This window comes from Cobetia sp. MC34 (assembly GCF_018340035.1).
Taxonomy (GTDB): Bacteria; Pseudomonadota; Gammaproteobacteria; order Pseudomonadales; family Halomonadaceae; genus Cobetia; species Cobetia amphilecti.
Genome location: NZ_JADPPY010000001.1, coordinates 242,691 through 258,640 on the forward strand (window position 1 = coordinate 242,691; position 15,950 = coordinate 258,640).

At 64.4% G+C, this 15,950-nt stretch carries 17 protein-coding genes; 6 read left to right on the plus strand and 11 right to left on the minus strand.

Annotated elements, in window-relative coordinates:
• Positions 1-154: 154 nt before the first annotated feature.
• Complete coding sequence (gene zapE / locus IZU87_RS01060; RefSeq protein ID WP_043332526.1) at positions 155-1,312, minus strand: cell division protein ZapE; 1,158 nt, start codon at positions 1,310-1,312, stop codon at positions 155-157.
• A 498-nt stretch (positions 1,313-1,810) separates the two neighbouring features.
• Between zapE and IZU87_RS01065 the strand changes: the two genes are divergently transcribed.
• Positions 1,811-2,263 (plus strand): Z-ring associated ZapG family protein, encoded by a 453-nt coding sequence (locus IZU87_RS01065; RefSeq protein ID WP_043332529.1) that lies wholly within the window; start codon positions 1,811-1,813, stop codon positions 2,261-2,263.
• Between the two features lie 106 nt (positions 2,264-2,369).
• On the opposite strand, the gene IZU87_RS01070 is transcribed toward IZU87_RS01065, so the two are convergent.
• Positions 2,370-3,137, minus strand: a complete 768-nt coding sequence (locus IZU87_RS01070; protein WP_213113421.1) for a Nif3-like dinuclear metal center hexameric protein — start codon at positions 3,135-3,137, stop codon at positions 2,370-2,372.
• Positions 3,138-3,323: 186 nt separating this feature from the next.
• Between IZU87_RS01070 and IZU87_RS01075 the strand changes: the two genes are divergently transcribed.
• The gene (locus IZU87_RS01075; protein ID WP_213113422.1) at positions 3,324-4,640 is read left to right on the plus strand and encodes a S1C family serine protease; all 1,317 of its coding nucleotides are present in this window, start codon (positions 3,324-3,326) and stop codon (positions 4,638-4,640) included.
• Between the two features lie 135 nt (positions 4,641-4,775).
• Here the strand turns inward: IZU87_RS01075 and hisD are convergent, their stop codons facing one another.
• The 9 genes from hisD to IZU87_RS01120 all read right to left on the minus strand — a co-directional run bounded on the left by hisD (position 4,776) and on the right by IZU87_RS01120 (position 12,098).
• Positions 4,776-6,080 carry a histidinol dehydrogenase gene (gene hisD, locus IZU87_RS01080; RefSeq protein WP_153635174.1) on the minus strand — a complete coding sequence of 435 codons (1,305 nt, stop codon included), beginning with the start codon at positions 6,078-6,080 and terminating at the stop codon, positions 4,776-4,778.
• 179 nt (positions 6,081-6,259) lie between these two features.
• Positions 6,260-6,904, minus strand: a complete 645-nt coding sequence (gene hisG / locus IZU87_RS01085) for an ATP phosphoribosyltransferase (RefSeq protein WP_043332537.1) — start codon at positions 6,902-6,904, stop codon at positions 6,260-6,262.
• Positions 6,905-6,987: 83 nt separating this feature from the next.
• Positions 6,988-8,253, minus strand: a complete 1,266-nt coding sequence (gene murA / locus IZU87_RS01090) for a UDP-N-acetylglucosamine 1-carboxyvinyltransferase (RefSeq protein WP_043332539.1) — start codon at positions 8,251-8,253, stop codon at positions 6,988-6,990.
• 12 nt (positions 8,254-8,265) lie between these two features.
• A complete protein-coding gene (locus tag IZU87_RS01095; RefSeq protein WP_043332541.1) occupies positions 8,266-8,520 on the minus strand; it encodes a BolA family protein in 255 nt (84 codons plus the stop codon).
• A gap of 223 nt (positions 8,521-8,743) precedes the next feature.
• A complete protein-coding gene (locus IZU87_RS01100; protein ID WP_054555102.1) occupies positions 8,744-9,115 on the minus strand; it encodes an STAS domain-containing protein in 372 nt (123 codons plus the stop codon).
• 14 nt (positions 9,116-9,129) lie between these two features.
• Entirely contained in the window at positions 9,130-9,792 is a 663-nt protein-coding gene (locus IZU87_RS01105; RefSeq protein ID WP_213113423.1) for an MlaC/ttg2D family ABC transporter substrate-binding protein, read from the minus strand.
• A gap of 124 nt (positions 9,793-9,916) precedes the next feature.
• Positions 9,917-10,381 carry an outer membrane lipid asymmetry maintenance protein MlaD gene (mlaD, locus tag IZU87_RS01110; RefSeq protein WP_043332545.1) on the minus strand — a complete coding sequence of 155 codons (465 nt, stop codon included), beginning with the start codon at positions 10,379-10,381 and terminating at the stop codon, positions 9,917-9,919.
• Entirely contained in the window at positions 10,381-11,181 is an 801-nt protein-coding gene (gene mlaE / locus IZU87_RS01115; protein WP_043332547.1) for a lipid asymmetry maintenance ABC transporter permease subunit MlaE, read from the minus strand. Before mlaE ends, mlaD begins: the two co-directional genes overlap by 1 nt.
• Positions 11,178-12,098: an ABC transporter ATP-binding protein gene (locus IZU87_RS01120; RefSeq protein WP_082388135.1), complete on the minus strand. Its 921-nt coding sequence runs from the start codon at positions 12,096-12,098 to the stop codon at positions 11,178-11,180. The genes mlaE and IZU87_RS01120 overlap by 4 nt, the downstream gene beginning before the upstream one ends.
• A 315-nt stretch (positions 12,099-12,413) precedes the next feature.
• Between IZU87_RS01120 and IZU87_RS01125 the strand changes: the two genes are divergently transcribed.
• From IZU87_RS01125 to lptC, 4 genes are all read left to right on the plus strand, one after another.
• Positions 12,414-13,358 (plus strand): calcium/sodium antiporter, encoded by a 945-nt coding sequence (locus tag IZU87_RS01125; protein WP_043332549.1) that lies wholly within the window; start codon positions 12,414-12,416, stop codon positions 13,356-13,358.
• A gap of 99 nt (positions 13,359-13,457) precedes the next feature.
• Complete coding sequence (locus IZU87_RS01130; protein WP_213113424.1) at positions 13,458-14,525, plus strand: KpsF/GutQ family sugar-phosphate isomerase; 1,068 nt, start codon at positions 13,458-13,460, stop codon at positions 14,523-14,525.
• A 126-nt stretch (positions 14,526-14,651) separates the two neighbouring features.
• On the plus strand, positions 14,652-15,221 hold the full coding sequence (locus tag IZU87_RS01135; protein ID WP_052384400.1) for a KdsC family phosphatase: 570 nt from the start codon (positions 14,652-14,654) through the stop codon (positions 15,219-15,221).
• Positions 15,221-15,904 carry an LPS export ABC transporter periplasmic protein LptC gene (gene lptC, locus IZU87_RS01140; protein ID WP_213113425.1) on the plus strand — a complete coding sequence of 228 codons (684 nt, stop codon included), beginning with the start codon at positions 15,221-15,223 and terminating at the stop codon, positions 15,902-15,904. The genes IZU87_RS01135 and lptC overlap by 1 nt, the downstream gene beginning before the upstream one ends.
• Positions 15,905-15,950 lie beyond the last annotated feature (46 nt).

A 15,950-nucleotide genomic window follows, 5' to 3' on the forward strand; every position in this document is an offset into this window, starting at 1 on the left:
GCGCAGTCACTGTCCTCTCATCTCCAGACTGCCCTCGCCCATCAGGAGTGAATGACTCAGGATGGCTCGAGAACCGGTCAACAGTTCGAGCGAGCGCGCATTGTACATGTCATGCCCGCCTACCACAAAGGCTATTTTGCCCTTGCCGCATGTCTCACGGCTTGTGCGGCAGCGCGAGATACTCACGCGATTGCATTTCCTGCAGACGCGACAGCGTGCGCTGGAATTCGAAATCCAGGTTGCCGCCGGTATAGAGGTCCTCGACGGGCGTCGCGGCGCTCATCAGCAGCTTGACGCCACGGTCATAGAACTCATCGACCATGTTGATGAAACGACGCACCTGGTCGTCGCTGTCGCGCCCCATCTGCGGCACCTCGGACACCAGCACGGTGTGGAACTCACGTGCCAGCTCGATGTAGTCATTCTGGCTACGCGGGCCATCACACAGCTCATCGAAGTGGAACCACACCACGTCTTCATGGCGACGCAGGGCGTGCAGCACGCGATGATTGATGCTCAAGCCTTCATCGGCATGGCCTTCGGCACCGGCGATGGAGCGGAATTCCCGCGCCAGCCGCGCGGCACTGTCGTCGCCCAGCGGGCTATGGAAGAGCTCGGCGTGCTCCAGTGCGCGCAGGCGGTAGTCGATGCCGGAATCGACATTGACCACCGTGCAGTGACGCTTGACCAGGTCGATCGCCGGCAGGAAGCGCGCCCGCTGCAGGCCGTCCTTGTAGAGGTCATCCGGCACGATATTGGAGGTCGCGACCAGCACCACGCCCTGCTTGAACAGCTCTTCGAACAAGGTGGCGAGAATCATCGCATCGGTGATGTCCTTGACGAAGAATTCGTCAAAGCAGATCACGCGCGCCTCGACGGCGAACTTGGCCGCCACCAGAGTCAGCGGGTTCTTCTCGCCCTTGTAGTGGCCGAGTTCATTGTGGACACGCTGCATGAATCGGTGGAAATGCGTGCGCATCTTGTCGGCAAACGGCAGGCTCTCGTAGAAGGTATCGACGAGGTAGGTCTTGCCGCGCCCCACGCCACCCCAGAAGTAGAGGCCCATGATCTCGGGCGCTTCATCGACAGGCGCCGTGCGTGACGGCTTGCCGAACAGACGACGCACCTTGGAGCCCAGCCCGCCGCCACCCGTCGCGTCGGACACCTTGTCGGGCGTCTGACGCGGCGTGCGCACGAGGTCGTCGTAGAGACGCTGCAGATGGCGGACCGCATCTTCCTGGGCGGCATCGTAGGCAAAGTCATCACGCTTGAGGTCTGCCTGGTACTTCTCGAGAGGCGTCGGTGCTGGCATTGAGAAACCCGCTGCAGGTCAGGCGTCACGCACTGGCGCACGCCTGACATGAAAGGAACAAGATCACGCCTGACCCGACACGGCGGGCAGGCAAGGACGAAATTGCGCGGCATTATACGCCTTGATGGCCACTTTACCCACTCACCGACCAGCAATCGGCTGCGCGACGTGGCTTTCGCCGCGCGCATTGCTCGCAGGGCGTGAGCTGGCATCCGCCCACACCCCGCCGGCTGCGCCGACAGGCGACCAAGGTCGCGCGCCGCGTGAATTGACGCATCGCTGCACCACACCGATATAATGGCGCGTGGACGCTTTTGAAACGCAAGCGGCACGACAGACTGACGCAAGAAGGACAGCGGCAAGCGGCGCTGACCTGCTGGACACCAGACCGATCCCGAGATCGGCGTGATGGAACATCATAGAATACCGGCATCGTATCTCAGCGCTACCATGCCCCAGCGGTGACGATCACCGCAGTCGTGACACAAGGAGAGCGACGTGAACGAGAGCAACATTGACTGGATCCTGGCCATTGCCTGTTTTCTGGCTGGCATCGGTATCGGCGCCTTGTGCTACCACCTGCTGAATGCCAACGTGGCCCGCAACCAGAAGACCCGCCAGAAGCTGGCTGAGCGCGAGCTGGAGCTGACCCAGTTCCGCGATGCCCTCAACGACCACTTTTCCAAGGCCAGCGACCTGACCGACCAGATCCAGCGCGCCGGCAATGAGCTGCGCCAGCATCTGGCCACTGGCGCCACCGCGCTGTGCGATGACAGCCAGCTCAAGCGCCGCCTGCTGGACACTGACACCACGCCGGACGACAGCGAGACCGACAAGGTCGACCTGCCGCGTGATTACGCCGACAACCGTGGCACCCTGTCAGAGGACTTCGGCCTCAAGCCGCAACCGAGTGAAGGCGAGACACCGGCCACCAACCCGCCGCGTATCTGATCGCCCTGCTGTCGTGAACCTCTCACGGCATCTGAAAACGACAGCGACAACGACAACGACAACGGCCACCTCTCGAGGTGGCCGTTGTCGTTTCCGGCATCAGATGTCACGCCGGGTTGTCGATATCCACGAAGCGGTGCTCCACGCCATGTTCGGTGGCCAGCCACTCGCCGAGGGCCCGCACACCGTCACGCTCGGTCGCATGATGGCCCGCCGCGAAGTAGGTCACTCCCTCTTCGCGGGCGCTATGCGTGGTGCGCTCGGAGATCTCGCCCGAGAGGAAGGCATCGACACCGGCCTCGATGGCCAGACCGATATAGTCCTGAGCGCCGCCGGTGCACCAGGCAATGCGCTTGATGGGGCGATCATGACCGGCCACGACCAGCACCTCACGCCCGAGACGCCGGCTGAACTCGGCCCCCAGCGCGGTGCTGTCCAGCCCTTCCACCTCAGCGGCCAGATGCCCGACATGCACCAGGCCACGCCCGGGCACGCCATCCAGACAGCCTTCACTGACCAGCCCCAGACGCTCGGCCAGCTGGGCATTGTTGCCTAGGGTCGGGTGCGCATCCAACGGCAGGTGATAGGCCGCCAGATTGATGTCATTGGCCAACAAGGTCTTGAGGCGCCGACGCTTCATGCCGGTGATCTGGGCCGGCTCGTTCTTCCAGAAGTAGCCGTGATGCACCAGCACCAGGTCGGCCTGCCAGGCGAGCGCCTCATCGAGCAGCGCCTGACTGGCCGTCACGCCGGTCATCACGCGGCGCACCTCACGGCGCCCCTCCACCTGCAAGCCATTGACGGTATAGTCCTTGAAGGCCTGCGCCTCCAGACAGCCATCCAGCGCCTTCATCAGCGTGTCACGATCAGCCATTGGGCCTCCAGCAGTCAGAGTCATCGAGTGTTACACTGGCGAGCATTGTAACGGCGCATCGGCGCCATGTAAGCGTGTCGCGCCTTGACCGGGGCCATCCCTTCGCGTGGCACGTGGATCTTCAGGCTTTTCATCTTCATGTCCGCAGCATCGCGTCGGTGCGCGGACTTTTTATCAGGTAATCCGATGCCCCGTTCTCTTCGCAGCACACTGCTCCCGCTACTGTGGCCCGTCGTCACCGGCGTCCTGCTGGCCGTCGTCGTGCTGGACCGCTTTCCGACGCTGGGCCTGGGCGAGCCCGCCCCGCAGCAGAACGAGCAGGCAGGCAACACCCCCTACCCGAGCCCGTCACAGAACTCTGCCGCCAATCAGCAGGTGCTGCCGCCTCCGAGCCTGACGCTGTCAGCGGCGCAGCGCGAGGAGTCGGCAGACCCGGTACTGCGTGAAGCACCGCCGCTGCAACGCAACAGCGGCCCGGCCAGCTATCAGGCCGCGGTGGACGCCGCCGCACCGGCGGTGGTCAACATCTACTCCTCGCGCGAGATCAAGGACGACAGCAAGCATCCGCTGATGTCCGACCCCTTCTTCAACCAGTTCTACGGGGAAGACGCCCTGCGCAGCCAGCGCATGCTGTCGAGCCTGGGCTCTGGGGTCATTCTCTCCAGTGACGGCTATATCCTGACCAACAACCACGTCATCCAGGGCGCCGACCAGATTCAGGTCGCCCTGCGCGATGGCCGCGAGACATTCGCCAAGGTCGTGGGTGTGGACCCGGAATCCGACCTCGCGGCGCTCAAGATCGACCTCGACAACCTGCCCACCGTGGCGATCGCTGATTCCACCCAGGTCCACGTCGGCGATGTCTCGCTGGCGATCGGCAACCCCTTCGGGGTCGGCCAGACGGTCACCATGGGTATCATCTCGGCCACCGGACGCAACCATCTTGGTCTGAACGCCTATGAAGACTTCATCCAGACCGATGCCGCGATCAATCCCGGCAACTCCGGCGGCGCGCTGATCAACACCGACGGCTCACTGGTCGGCATCAATACCGCCATCTATTCGCGCTCCGGCGGCTCGCAGGGCATCGGCTTCGCCATCCCCGCCAACCTGGCGCGCGATATCCTCGAATCACTGGTCGACCACGGGCGCGTGATTCGTGGCTGGCTGGGACTGGAAGTGCAGGAGCTGACGCCGTCGCTGGCGCACTCCTTCGGCCTGAGCGCCCCGCAAGGCGTGGTGGTGGCCGCCGTGCTGCGTGATGGCCCTGCCGCGCGTGCCGGTCTGCGCCCGGGCGACATCCTGACTGCCATCGGTGGCAAGCGCCTGCTGGATGCTCGCCTGGCGATGGCCGACATCGCCGCCGTCAAACCCGGCAATGCGCTGGAGTTGCGCCTGCTGCGTGACGGCAAGACGCTGGACATCGACGTCAAGGTCGGCGAGCGCCCGATTCCCGACAACACGCCGGCGGCCGTCGAGCCATCCCTGCAGGACAAGGGCTGAGGCGGAGCATCGGCGCAACGCCTTGGGCAGCCCTCCCGCCCCATGATGACAAGAAGCCCCGCGACGGAGACCGTCGCGGGGCTTTTTTGACTGACCAGACAAGGCTCAGTCTCAGTCTCAGCCTAAGTCTCGGGCTCAGTCGAGAATGCGATTCTCGGCACTGCGCGCATGCGCCGTCAGTGACTCGCCGCGTGCCAGCACCGAGGCGGTACGCCCAAGCACCGACGCGCCTTCCGGCGAGCACTGGATCAGCGAGGAGCGCTTCTGGAAGTCATAGACGCCCAGCGGCGAGGAGAAGCGCGCGGTGCCGGAGGTCGGCAGCACGTGGTTCGGCCCGGCGCAGTAATCGCCCAGCGCCTCGGAGGTGTGCGAGCCCATGAAGATGGCACCGGCGTGACGCACGCCCTCGACCCACTCCTCGGGATTCGCCACCGAGAGCTCCAGGTGCTCCGGCGCGATGCGGTTGGTCAGCTCCAGTGCCTGCTCCGGTCCGCTGACGCGAATCAGGGCACCGCGCTCACGCAGCGAGGTCAGGATGATCTCGGCACGCTCCATGGTCGGCGCCAGGCGCTCGATGGCGGCCTCGACGGCGGCCAGGTGCTCGTCGTCCCACCCGATCAGGATCGCCTGGGCATCTTCGTCGTGCTCGGCCTGGGAGAACAGGTCCATCGCCAGCCAGTCCGGGTCGGTCACGCCATCGCTGACCACCAGAATCTCGGACGGCCCGGCGATCATGTCGATACCGACCTGACCGAACACCGCACGCTTGGCAGTCGCCACGTAGATGTTGCCGGGGCCGACGATCTTGTCGACGCGCGGCACGGTCTCGGTGCCATAGGCCAGTGCCGCCACGGCCTGGGCACCGCCGATGGTGAAGACACGATCGATGCCCGCCAGGTGCGCCGCGGCCAACACCAGCTCATTGACCACGCCGTCCGGCGTCGGCACGACCATGATGATCTCGCGCACGCCCGCGACATGCGCCGGAATCGCGTTCATCAGCACGGAAGACGGATAGGCCGCCTTGCCGCCCGGCACGTAGATCCCGGCGCGGTCCAGCGGCGTGACCTTCTGGCCCAGCAGGCTGCCGTGCTCGTCCTTGAAGGACCAGCTTTCCGGCTTCTGATGCTCGTGATAGACACGCACACGCTCGGCAGCCACGGCCAGCGCCTCGCGCTGATCCGCCGGCAGGTCGGCATAGGCCTGGGCCAGACGCTCGGCACCGATGACCAGCTCGGCCATGCTAGAGACATTCAGGCGGTCGAAGCGGTTGGAGAACTCCACCAGCGCCGCATCGCCTTCCTGCTTGACGCGCGCGAGGATGTCGGTGACACGATGCTGTACCTCGGCATCGGACACGCCCTCCCATGACAGCAAGCGGTCCAGGCGGGCAGTAAAATCGGTATCACGGCTATCAAGCCGGTTGATCAAGGTATCCATGCGAACCTCTTTTCTCATTGCTTGGCAGAGAAGGCTGAACCGGACGGGCTTCGTCCAGCGCCTGCCCGCATCATCGTAATGAGCACGGGCGCCAGCTGGCGTTTCGAGAGTCATCTTCTGCCACGGTCATCTATGCGACCTTGGGTATCCAGCGGGTCGATGCCAACAGCGCGCGGCCATCACGCCTCGCGGCGGGCTTCCACGGCCTGACGCAGGCGATCGATCAGCGGCTTGAGGCGATCGTGCTTCATGGTCATGGCGGCCTTGTTGACTACCAGGCGCGTGCTGATGTCGGTGATCAGCTCACGCGGCTCCATGCCGTTGGCACGCAGGGTATTGCCGGTGTCGACGATATCGACGATCTCGTCGGCCAGATTCATCAGCGGGGCCAGTTCCATCGCGCCGTAGAGCTTGATGACTTCGGCCTGGATGCCCTGCTCGGCGTAATAGCGACGCGCGACATCGACGAACTTGGTCGCGACACGGCGGCGAGCGCCCTGCTGCTGCTGACCGACGACACCGGCGGTCATCAGGCGGCACTTGGCGATTTCCAGGTCCAGCGGCTCGTACAGGCCTTCGGCACCATGCTCGAGCAGGACGTCCTTGCCGGCGATACCGAGATCGGCGGCGCCCAGCTGCACGTAGGTCGGCACGTCGGTGGCACGGATGATGACCAGCTTGACGTCCGGCAGATTGGTATCGAAGAGCAGCTTGCGGCTCTTGTCGAGATCTTCCAGCGGCTCGATGCCAGCGTCAGCCAGCAGCGGCAGGGTTTCCTTGAGGATACGCCCCTTGGAGAGGGCGACGACCAGTTGCTTGCTCATGGGGTATTCGCCCGTGCTTGTACGTAGGAATTCGGCACGCGCTGCCGGTCAATCAAGGCCGACAGCGCGAGGTGGGACACTGATCAGCCGGCGGAGCGACGGATGATCACGTTCAGCCCGGACAGCTTCTCTTCGATGCACTCGTAACCGCGGTCGATGTGATAGATGCGGTCGACCATGGTCTCGCCGTCGGCGACGATCGCCGCGATCACCAGCGAGGCAGAGGCGCGCAGGTCCGTCGCCATCACCGGCGCACCGGACAGGCGCTCGGTGCCGGTCACGACCGCGGTGTTGCCCTCGAGGGCGATGTGGGCGCCCATGCGGTTGAGCTCCTGCACGTGCATGAAGCGGTTCTCGAAGATGGTCTCGATCACGGTGCTGGTGCCTTCCGCGACCGCATTCATCGCCACGAACTGGGCCTGCATGTCGGTGGGGAATGCCGGGTACGGCGCCGTGCGGATATTGACCGCCTTCGGGCGCTTGCCGTGCATGTCAAGCTCGATCCAGTCATCACCGGTGGTGATGGTGGCGCCGGCTTCTTCCAGCTTGGCCAGTACGGCGTCCAGGGTGTCGGCACGCGTACGCGTGACACGCACCTTGCCGCGCGAGGCAGCCGCCGCGACCAGGAAAGTACCGGTCTCGATGCGGTCCGGCATGACGGAGTATTCACAGCCGTGCAGCTTCTCGACACCGTCGATGACGATGGTGTCAGAGCCCTGGCCCGTGATCCTGGCGCCCATCGCGATCAGACACTCTGCCAGATCGACGACTTCCGGCTCACGCGCGGCGTTTTCCAGCACGGTGCGGCCGTCGGCCAGGGTCGCGGCCATCAGCAGGTTCTCGGTGCCGGTGACGGTCACGACGTCAAAGACGATGCGCGCGCCCTTCAGGCGGCCACCCGGCGCCTTGGCGCGGATGTAGCCATTCTCGACCGTGATCTCGGCCCCCATCGCCTCCAGGCCACGGATGTGCAGATCCACCGGACGCGAGCCGATGGCGCAGCCGCCCGGCAGCGAGACTTCGGCACTGCCGAAGTGCGCCAGCAGCGGGCCCAGCACCAGAATCGAGGCACGCATCTTCTTGACCAGGTCATAGGGCGCGTGACAATGCTCGACCTTGGAGCCATCCAGCTGCACGGTCATGTTGTCGCCCATCACCGGCTCGACGCCCATGCGCCCGAGCAGCTCGAGGCTGGTCGTGATGTCCTGCAGATGCGGCAGGTTGCTGATGGTCACGGGACCTTCCGACAGCAGCGTGGCTGCCAGAATGGGCAGTGCCGAATTCTTGGCGCCGCTGGCCCAGACTTCCCCGTTGACCGGCCCGTTGCCAGTGATGATCAGCTTATCCATGAAATGTTCCGGTCAACCCTGAGCGTTGCCGGCGGCAGCTTCGAACTGCGCCGGGGTATAGGTACGAATGCTGATGGCATGCAGCGCGCCAGAGCGTATCTCGTCATTGAGTGCGGAGTAGACCAGCTGCTGGGCCTTGACGCGGCTCAGCTCGGCAAAGACATCCCCCACGGCGACGACCTGGAAATTGCAGCCCTCACCCTGGATATGAAAATCGACGTTCTCGATACGAGCCTCGAGCAGGGCCTTGACATCATTCGGTTGCATGACGGGCGGTGACTCCTTCGCGGTACATGTCGGGATCGTGGCAGGGAATCCTTGCGCGACGATCGATGCGATATGACCGCACATGGTAATCAAAAGCGCGCGGGAACGCGATTGGCAGTCAATCGCTGCCTCCACGTTGCCGCGCGCATGAATGGCGATACGGACAAGCCTCGAGCGTCCAGCAGAGCGGTGCGGCCTGACAGACGGTCAGGCCGCCGCTGACTCAGGACGTCTCGAGTGACAGCGGGGGCTCGGCGCTGATCTCAGCGACATTCAGCCCCGGCAGCAGGTTTTCCAGTCCGGAGACTGCCGCCAGTCGGCTCAATGCGGGAGACAACGCGAGGTGAGCGACATGCCCACCATGCTCCGCCAGATGGCGCTGCCACTCGAGCAGCACGCTCAGGGTGGCGGTACTGGCGCTATCCACGCCGCACAGATCGATGGAAACCCCATCCTCGCGGCGCCCCAGCCATTTCCTGCCGGAATCCGCCAGCTCTGCGGCATTGTCGAAATCCGGCTGGCCACTCAGGCTCAGCCGTGCGTCACCGGCTTCCAGCGTGACGCCCTCGCGATCGAAGAGAGTTTTCATGGTCATGGCGACGACAGGGCTCAGCTGTTGCCCTGATCCCCCTCACCCTTCTCGAGGTCGACATCCGGCTGCCAGCCCTTGATGACGGCGTCGATGTCGCGGCCGTTGTCACGCATGGCCTGGTCGAACTGGTTGCGGAAGGTCAGGCCCAGGTTGACGCCATTGACGATCACGTTAACCACCTTCCACTCGTCGTTGCGCAGACGCATGGAATAGGCCACCGGGTAGACCTTGCCCTTGGTATCGACCACGTCCATGTAGACGGTGTCCTGGTCTTCATAGCGACGCTCGCCTTCGCTGTCCTTCACGTCCAGCCTGGCGTAATCGAAGCTCACCAGACCCTTGGCATAGGTGCCGATCAGGGTGTCATGGAAGACCTTGGAGAATTCGGTGCGCTGCTCAGGAGAGGCGCCCTTGAAGTACTTGCCCATCACGCTGGCGGCGATGTAGCGATAATCCACCACCGGCTTCAGCGCGGAATCCACCAGGGTTTCCAGATCGTCGACGTTGTCCTTGTAGTAGCTCTCGCGGCTATCGATCTTGGTGGTCAGGCCCTCGACCGTGTCGCGCAGCAGCACGTCCGGCTCCTGCGGGGCGGCCATGGCCAGCGGGCTCAGCGCCATCAGGGCGGACAGGCTCAGCACGCTCAACGGACGAATCAGCTTCTTTAGGCTAGAGGTCATCAGGGTTGCTCCTTGAAAATGTGCATCGTGCTCGAACGTGAAACCGCAGGCACCGAGTCAGGTCTTTCGGTGCATCACACGCGTACACCGGGTGCCTTCACTGCGATGAACAGCGCATCGAGAATCAGCTCTTCGAAAAATTGGACACGAACTGCTGGATCAACTCTTCCAGCACCAGTGCAGACTGGGTATCGCGAATGGTGTCGCCGTCCTCCAGCACGTCCGGGTCTCCCCCGGTGCTCAGGCCGATGTACTGCTCGCCCAGCAGGCCGGACGTCAGGATGGCGGCGGTGGTGTCCTTGCTCAGCTTGCCACGCAGGCTGCTGTCGAGCTTCATCGTGACACGGGCGTCAAACCACTTCGGGTCCAGCTCGATCTTCTCGACGCTGCCGACGGCAACGCCTGCCATCGTGACCTTTGACCGCGCCTTGAGGCTTCCGATCCCTGAGAAGTTGGCATTGAGCACGAAGGTGTCATCGGCCTGCTGGAACGTGACGCCGCTGACACGCAGCCCCAGGAAGACCATTCCCAGGAAACCAGCGAGTATGAACAGGCCCACGCCGAACTCGAGCATGCGGGTACGTTTCATCAAATCTCTCCGAACATGACGGCCGTGAGGACAAAGTCGAGTCCCAGCACCGCCAAAGATGAATAAACCACGGTACGTGTGGTGGCGCGCGAAATGCCTTCCGAGGTCGGGATCAGGTCATAGCCCTGGAAGACGGCGATCCAGCTGACCACCAGCCCGAAGACCAGTGACTTGATGACGCCGTTCATGACATCACCGATGAAATCGACGTTCGACTGCATGCTGCTCCAGTAGGCGCCCTCGTAGATGCCCAGCCAGTCGACCCCCACCAGCTTGCCGCCCCAGATGCCGACGACACTGAAGCCGATGGTCAACAGTGGCAGCGAGACGAAACCGGCCCACAGGCGCGGCGCGACGATGCGCTTGAGCGGATCGACACCGATCATCTCCATGCTGGTCAACTGCTCGGTGGCCTTCATCAGGCCGATCTCCGCCGTCAGCGCCGACCCTGCACGACCAGCAAACAGCAAGGCCGCGACCACAGGCGCCAGCTCGCGCAGCAGTGACAGCGACACCATCTGCCCCAACGCCTCCTCGGCGCCGAAACCGACCAGAATGGTGTAGCCCTGCAATGCCAGCACCATGCCGATGAACAGCCCCGAGACCAGCACGATGGCCAGCGACAGCACACCGACGAAGTGCATCTGCCGCACCCACAGGCCGATGCCCTCACGGGACGGAATGCCGATGCCGGCCTGTACCAGCAGCATGCCGGCACGCCCGATGGCCGCGATCACGTCGATGCTGCTGCGGCCCAGTGACGTGATGGCCCCGAGCGGGCCACGATTCAGACCACTCATGACTCTCTCCTGCGGGTTGCCGATTCGCGACCATCGAGAATGTCGCCGGCGAAGTCCGGGGCGGGATAATGGAAGGGCACCGGGCCATCCGGCTTGCCGTGGATGAACTGGGCCACGCGCGGGTCCGATTCGGCGTTCAGCGCCTCGGGGGTGCCCTGCGCCATCACCTTGCCATCGGCGATCACATAGACGTAATCGGCGATGGTCAGCGTTTCCTTGATGTCGTGCGAGACCACCAGCGCCGTCATGCCCAGCGCATCATTGAGGCGCCGGATCAGATTGACCAGCACGCCCATCGAGATGGGGTCCTGCCCGGCAAAGGGCTCGTCGTACATGATGAGGTCCGGGTCCAGCGCGATGGCTCGCGCCAGTGCGACACGCCGCGTCATGCCGCCGGAGAGTTCGGCCGGCATCAATTCACGCGCGCCGCGCAGCCCGACGGACTCGAGCTTGATCAGCACGATGTCACGAATCATCGCATCGGGGAGATCGGTGTGGACGCGCAGCGGGAAGGCGACGTTCTCGAACACGCTCAGGTCGGAGAACAGGGCACCGCTCTGAAACAGCATGCCCATGCGACGGCGCATGCGAAACAGCTCGCGCCGCGACAGGCCGTGCACGTGCAAGCCGGCGATCTCGACGCGCCCCGCCGAGGGCGTCAACTGGCCGCCGATCAACTTGAGCAGTGTCGTCTTGCCGGTACCGGAAGGCCCCATGATGGCGGTTATCTTGCCGCGCGGGATCTTGAGGTCGATGCCGGAGAATATCTCGCGTTCTCCACGGGTGAACCGCAGGCCTTCGACACGAATCAGGGCGTCATCGAGATTGATCTCGCCTGCCGCGCCGCGTGAAGAAGCCTGCGCATCCTGGCCGTCCGCACCCGTCCGGGTTGCGGTCTGACCGGGCAAATCAGTCATAGAAGCATCCGCTGTGAGGGACCTTCGCCGTGACGAGCCACACGCAGTCGGCTCGCGAACAGGTCGAATGTCCGAGTCATGGGATCCAAGGATCAAGTTAGTTAGCAAACATCGTATCCGAACCCACCCCTGTGCCGCCAGTCTCATCAAGGCAACAGAGCCGTGCCGCGGGTGGTGACGCGCTCAACAAAGCGCTCGGCAACACGCTCGACAATGGGAACATGGCCGCTGTCTTGCAAAGGATTGGGGGGATGCGTTTAATGGCGCGGTTCCCGGCGATACGCCACCGCCCTGCCCCCTGCCCCGAGAGTTCTGATGCTATATCCCATCCTTGCAGTCGTCATCGGCCTGATTGGTCTTGTCTGGAGTGCTGATCGCTTCGTCGAAGGAGCCGCGGCCACTGCGTGGCGCGCCGGGATGAGCAAACTGCTGATCGGGATGACGATCGTCTCCGTCGGCACCTCTGCCCCCGAGATCGTCGTCTCCATCATGGCCTCTCTTGATGGCACTCCGGATATCGCGACCGGCAATGCGCTGGGCTCCAACATCGCCAATATCGGCCTGGTGCTCGGCGTCACGGCGTTGATCGCCCCGATTCCGGTGCATTTCGGGCTGGTGCGCCGCGAGCTGCCGCTGCTGCTGGCGGCCACGGCGCTGGGCGGTTATGCGCTGTCCAACAGCGGGCTCGAGCGTCTCGATGGCATCCTGTTGCTGGCCCTGCTGGTCTTCACGCTGGTGTGGCTGTTCAAGGTCGATTCGCCGAGCGAGGCGGAAAGCCAGGATGACGTGCCCGAAATGAGCACCGGACGCGCCATCTTCTGGCTGCTGGTCGGGCTGGCGGTGCTGATCGCCAGCTCGCGTGCGCTGGTGTGGGGAGCGACCGACATCGCCCAGGCACTCGGCGTGCCGGAATTGATCATCGGCCTGACCGTGATCGCCATCGGCACCAGCCTGCCGGAGCTGGCCGCCAGCGTGGCCAGCGCCCTCAAGCGCCATCACGACATCGCCATCGGCAACGTCATCGGTTCCAACCTGTTCAACATCCTCGCCGTGCTGCCCGTGCCGGGCCTGCTGGCGCCGGGCCCGGTGGATGGTAGCGCCATCAGCCGCGACTATCCGGTGATGCTGGGGCTGACGCTGCTGCTGGCCGCGCTGCTCATCTGGCAGCGCCGTGGGCGCATCGGTCGCGGCCCAGGTGTTATCCTGCTCGCCTGCTATCTGGCCTACACGGCCTGGCTTGCCATCAGCCTGACTCGCTGACGGCAGCGTCTTCATCATCGTTTGCCACGCCGCCGCGCGGAATGACACGCCCTTTCCGCGCGGTTTGAGCCCTGGCCAACCACAGGCAACAATTCGATCATGACCGAGCCTTCCAGCACCCCGCACGCCACCGCGCCTGGCACTTCTGCGTCAAGTCAGACCGCCGCCAGCCAGTCCGTCGCCGATGAGACGCCGGCCAGCCAGGCGGATTTTCGCGCCAGCGCCCGCCGCACCTTCGCCATTGAAGAAGCGGCCATCGCCGCGCTCGAAAGCCATCTCGATGACGACTTCGACCGCGCCTGTCAGCTGATGCTGGCGACCAAGGGCCGCGTCATCGTCACCGGCATGGGCAAATCCGGCCATGTCGCCAGCAAGATCGCCGCCACCCTGGCCAGCACCGGCACGCCGGCCTTCTTCGTCCACCCCGGTGAAGCCAGCCATGGCGACCTGGGCATGATCACGCCGGCCGATGTGGTGCTGGCGCTGTCCAATTCCGGAGAGACCGCCGAAGTCACGGCGCTGCTGCCGCTCTTGAAGCGCATGGGCACCCCGCTGGTCTCGATGACCGGCAAGCCCGGCTCGACCCTGGCGCGTGACGCCGAGGCACATCTGGACACCAGCGTCGCCCAGGAAGCCTGCCCGCTGAATCTGGCACCCACCGCCTCGACCACCGCTGCGCTGGTGATGGGCGACGCCCTGGCGGTGGCACTGCTGGAGGCCCGCGGCTTCACTGCCGAGGAATTCGCCCTTTCCCACCCGGGCGGCAGCCTGGGTCGACGCCTGCTGCTGCGTGTCCAGGACGTGATGCATCATGGCGACGCCCTGCCGCGCGTGGCACTCGGCAGCCCGCTGCGCGATGCACTGCTCGAGATCACGCGTCAGGGCATGGGCTTCACCTGCGTGATCGATGATGACGACCACCTGGTCGGCGTCTATACCGATGGTGACCTGCGCCGCACCCTCGACCAGCACGGCGATCTGCGCGCGCTGAAGGTCGATGATGTCATGACCCGCGGCGGCAAGACCGTGCGCGCCAGCATGCTGGCCGCCGAAGCGGTGCGCATCATGGAAGAAAACCGCATCAGCGTTCTGGTAGTCTGTGACGAGGATGAGCACCCCATCGGAGCCATCCATATGCACGGCCTGCTGGCCAGCGGCGTGATCTGAACTCCCGCGGGCGTTCGCTGTCTCTGTTCGACGGCAGATCGTCCCGGCAAGACGCTACCGCTCAACGCCCATCAGCGCCGTTCACAGGACAGCGTCAAGCATGCACGGAGTGCGAGGATAAAGACCATGAGCGACACGAATTCCCTGAGCGAAGAATATCCGCAGGACATCATCGACCGCGCACGCCGTGTGCGTCTGCTGGCGCTGGATGTCGACGGCGTGCTCACCGACAACCGTCTGCACTACGATGCCAACGGTGTCGAGACCAAGTCCTTCCACGTCCAGGATGGCCATGGCCTCAAGCTGGTGCTGCGCAGTGGCGTTCGCGTCGCGCTGATCACCGGCCGCAGCTCGCCGATGGTCGAGCGTCGCGCCAAGGAACTGGGCATTCAGGATGTCATCCAGGGCCGTGAAGACAAGCTGGTCGCGCTGACCGACCTGTGCCGCGAGCACGGGATCGAGCTGGAAGAGGTCGCCTATTGTGGCGATGACCTGCCGGACCGCGAGGCCATTCGTCGTGTCGGTCTCGGCGTCAGCGTGCCCAACGCCATGGCCTACGTGATGAGCGAGGCCAACTGGGTCACCTCACGCCAGGGCGGCGATGGCGCCGTGCGCGAGCTCTGTGATCTGCTGCTCAAGGCGCAGGGCCACTGGGCCTCGGTGCTGGATACTTACCTGCAGGAGTCGCGTCCCTGATGTTACGTCTGCCCCGCCCTTCTCCACGTCTCTGGCTGATGCTGCTGTTGCTGCTCGTCGGTGGCGTGCTGGCGCTGATCGAGCAGCGCAACAGCCTGGAATCGACCGTCAATGTCGAGGTCGACAGCAGTGAGCCGGATTACTATCTCGACGGGGCAGACATGACACGCTTCGATGCGCGCGGCGTGGCGATCCAGTCCATGACCTCGCCGCACATCGAGCACACGCCAGGCGATGACGTGACCCGGGCGCAGACCCCGAAGATTCGCACCAACGACAGTGAAGACCGCCGCTGGTATGCCACGGGTGACAGTGGCGTGTTGAGTGCCGGCGGCGACACCTTCACCCTCGAGGGCAATGCCAGACTGCGCCAGCCCGATGACCGCTGGACCCTCGATACCGATGTCCTGCACTACAGCCGTGATCAGAATCGCGCCTGGAGTGACGTGCCGGTCGTGATCACCCAGAATGGCCAGCATGTCGAAAGCGACAGCTTCAGCGCCGACCTCTCCCGGGACTCCGCCGTGCTGCAGGGCCGTGTTCGCAGCGTCCTGCAACCCGGCACGGGCCAGAGCGAGGCCAGCAAGGAAGCCGAGCGCATCGACTCGGGCACCGACAGCACCACCTCCGATGATGGGCGCGTCAACAGCACCTTCGAGGCAGCGCCTGCCAGCGGTGAATGAACCCGCCGGGCTGGCCGTCACGCCATGACCCGCGCCGCAACACCTT

Bases quoted from the DNA above. Each gene is read 5' to 3' on its own strand.
- murA (WP_043332539.1), bottom strand. From the start codon at position 8,253: ATGGATAAGCTGATCATCACTGGCAACGGGCCGGTCAACGGGGAAGTC.
- IZU87_RS01070 (WP_213113421.1), bottom strand. From the start codon at position 3,137: ATGGCTGATCGTGACACGCTGATGAAGGCGCTGGATGGCTGTCTGGAG.
- IZU87_RS01135 (WP_052384400.1), top strand. From the start codon at position 14,652: ATGAGCGACACGAATTCCCTGAGCGAAGAATATCCGCAGGACATCATC.
- IZU87_RS01125 (WP_043332549.1), top strand. From the start codon at position 12,414: ATGCTATATCCCATCCTTGCAGTCGTCATCGGCCTGATTGGTCTTGTC.
- IZU87_RS01100 (WP_054555102.1), bottom strand. From the start codon at position 9,115: ATGACCATGAAAACTCTCTTCGATCGCGAGGGCGTCACGCTGGAAGCC.
- IZU87_RS01095 (WP_043332541.1), bottom strand. From the start codon at position 8,520: ATGCAACCGAATGATGTCAAGGCCCTGCTCGAGGCTCGTATCGAGAAC.
- hisD (WP_153635174.1), bottom strand. From the start codon at position 6,080: ATGGATACCTTGATCAACCGGCTTGATAGCCGTGATACCGATTTTACT.
- IZU87_RS01120 (WP_082388135.1), bottom strand. From the start codon at position 12,098: ATGACTGATTTGCCCGGTCAGACCGCAACCCGGACGGGTGCGGACGGC.
- lptC (WP_213113425.1), top strand. From the start codon at position 15,221: ATGTTACGTCTGCCCCGCCCTTCTCCACGTCTCTGGCTGATGCTGCTG.
- mlaD (WP_043332545.1), bottom strand. From the start codon at position 10,381: ATGAAACGTACCCGCATGCTCGAGTTCGGCGTGGGCCTGTTCATACTC.
- IZU87_RS01105 (WP_213113423.1), bottom strand. From the start codon at position 9,792: ATGACCTCTAGCCTAAAGAAGCTGATTCGTCCGTTGAGCGTGCTGAGC.
- mlaE (WP_043332547.1), bottom strand. From the start codon at position 11,181: ATGAGTGGTCTGAATCGTGGCCCGCTCGGGGCCATCACGTCACTGGGC.
- IZU87_RS01130 (WP_213113424.1), top strand. From the start codon at position 13,458: ATGACCGAGCCTTCCAGCACCCCGCACGCCACCGCGCCTGGCACTTCT.
- hisG (WP_043332537.1), bottom strand. From the start codon at position 6,904: ATGAGCAAGCAACTGGTCGTCGCCCTCTCCAAGGGGCGTATCCTCAAG.
- IZU87_RS01075 (WP_213113422.1), top strand. From the start codon at position 3,324: ATGCCCCGTTCTCTTCGCAGCACACTGCTCCCGCTACTGTGGCCCGTC.
- zapE (WP_043332526.1), bottom strand. From the start codon at position 1,312: ATGCCAGCACCGACGCCTCTCGAGAAGTACCAGGCAGACCTCAAGCGT.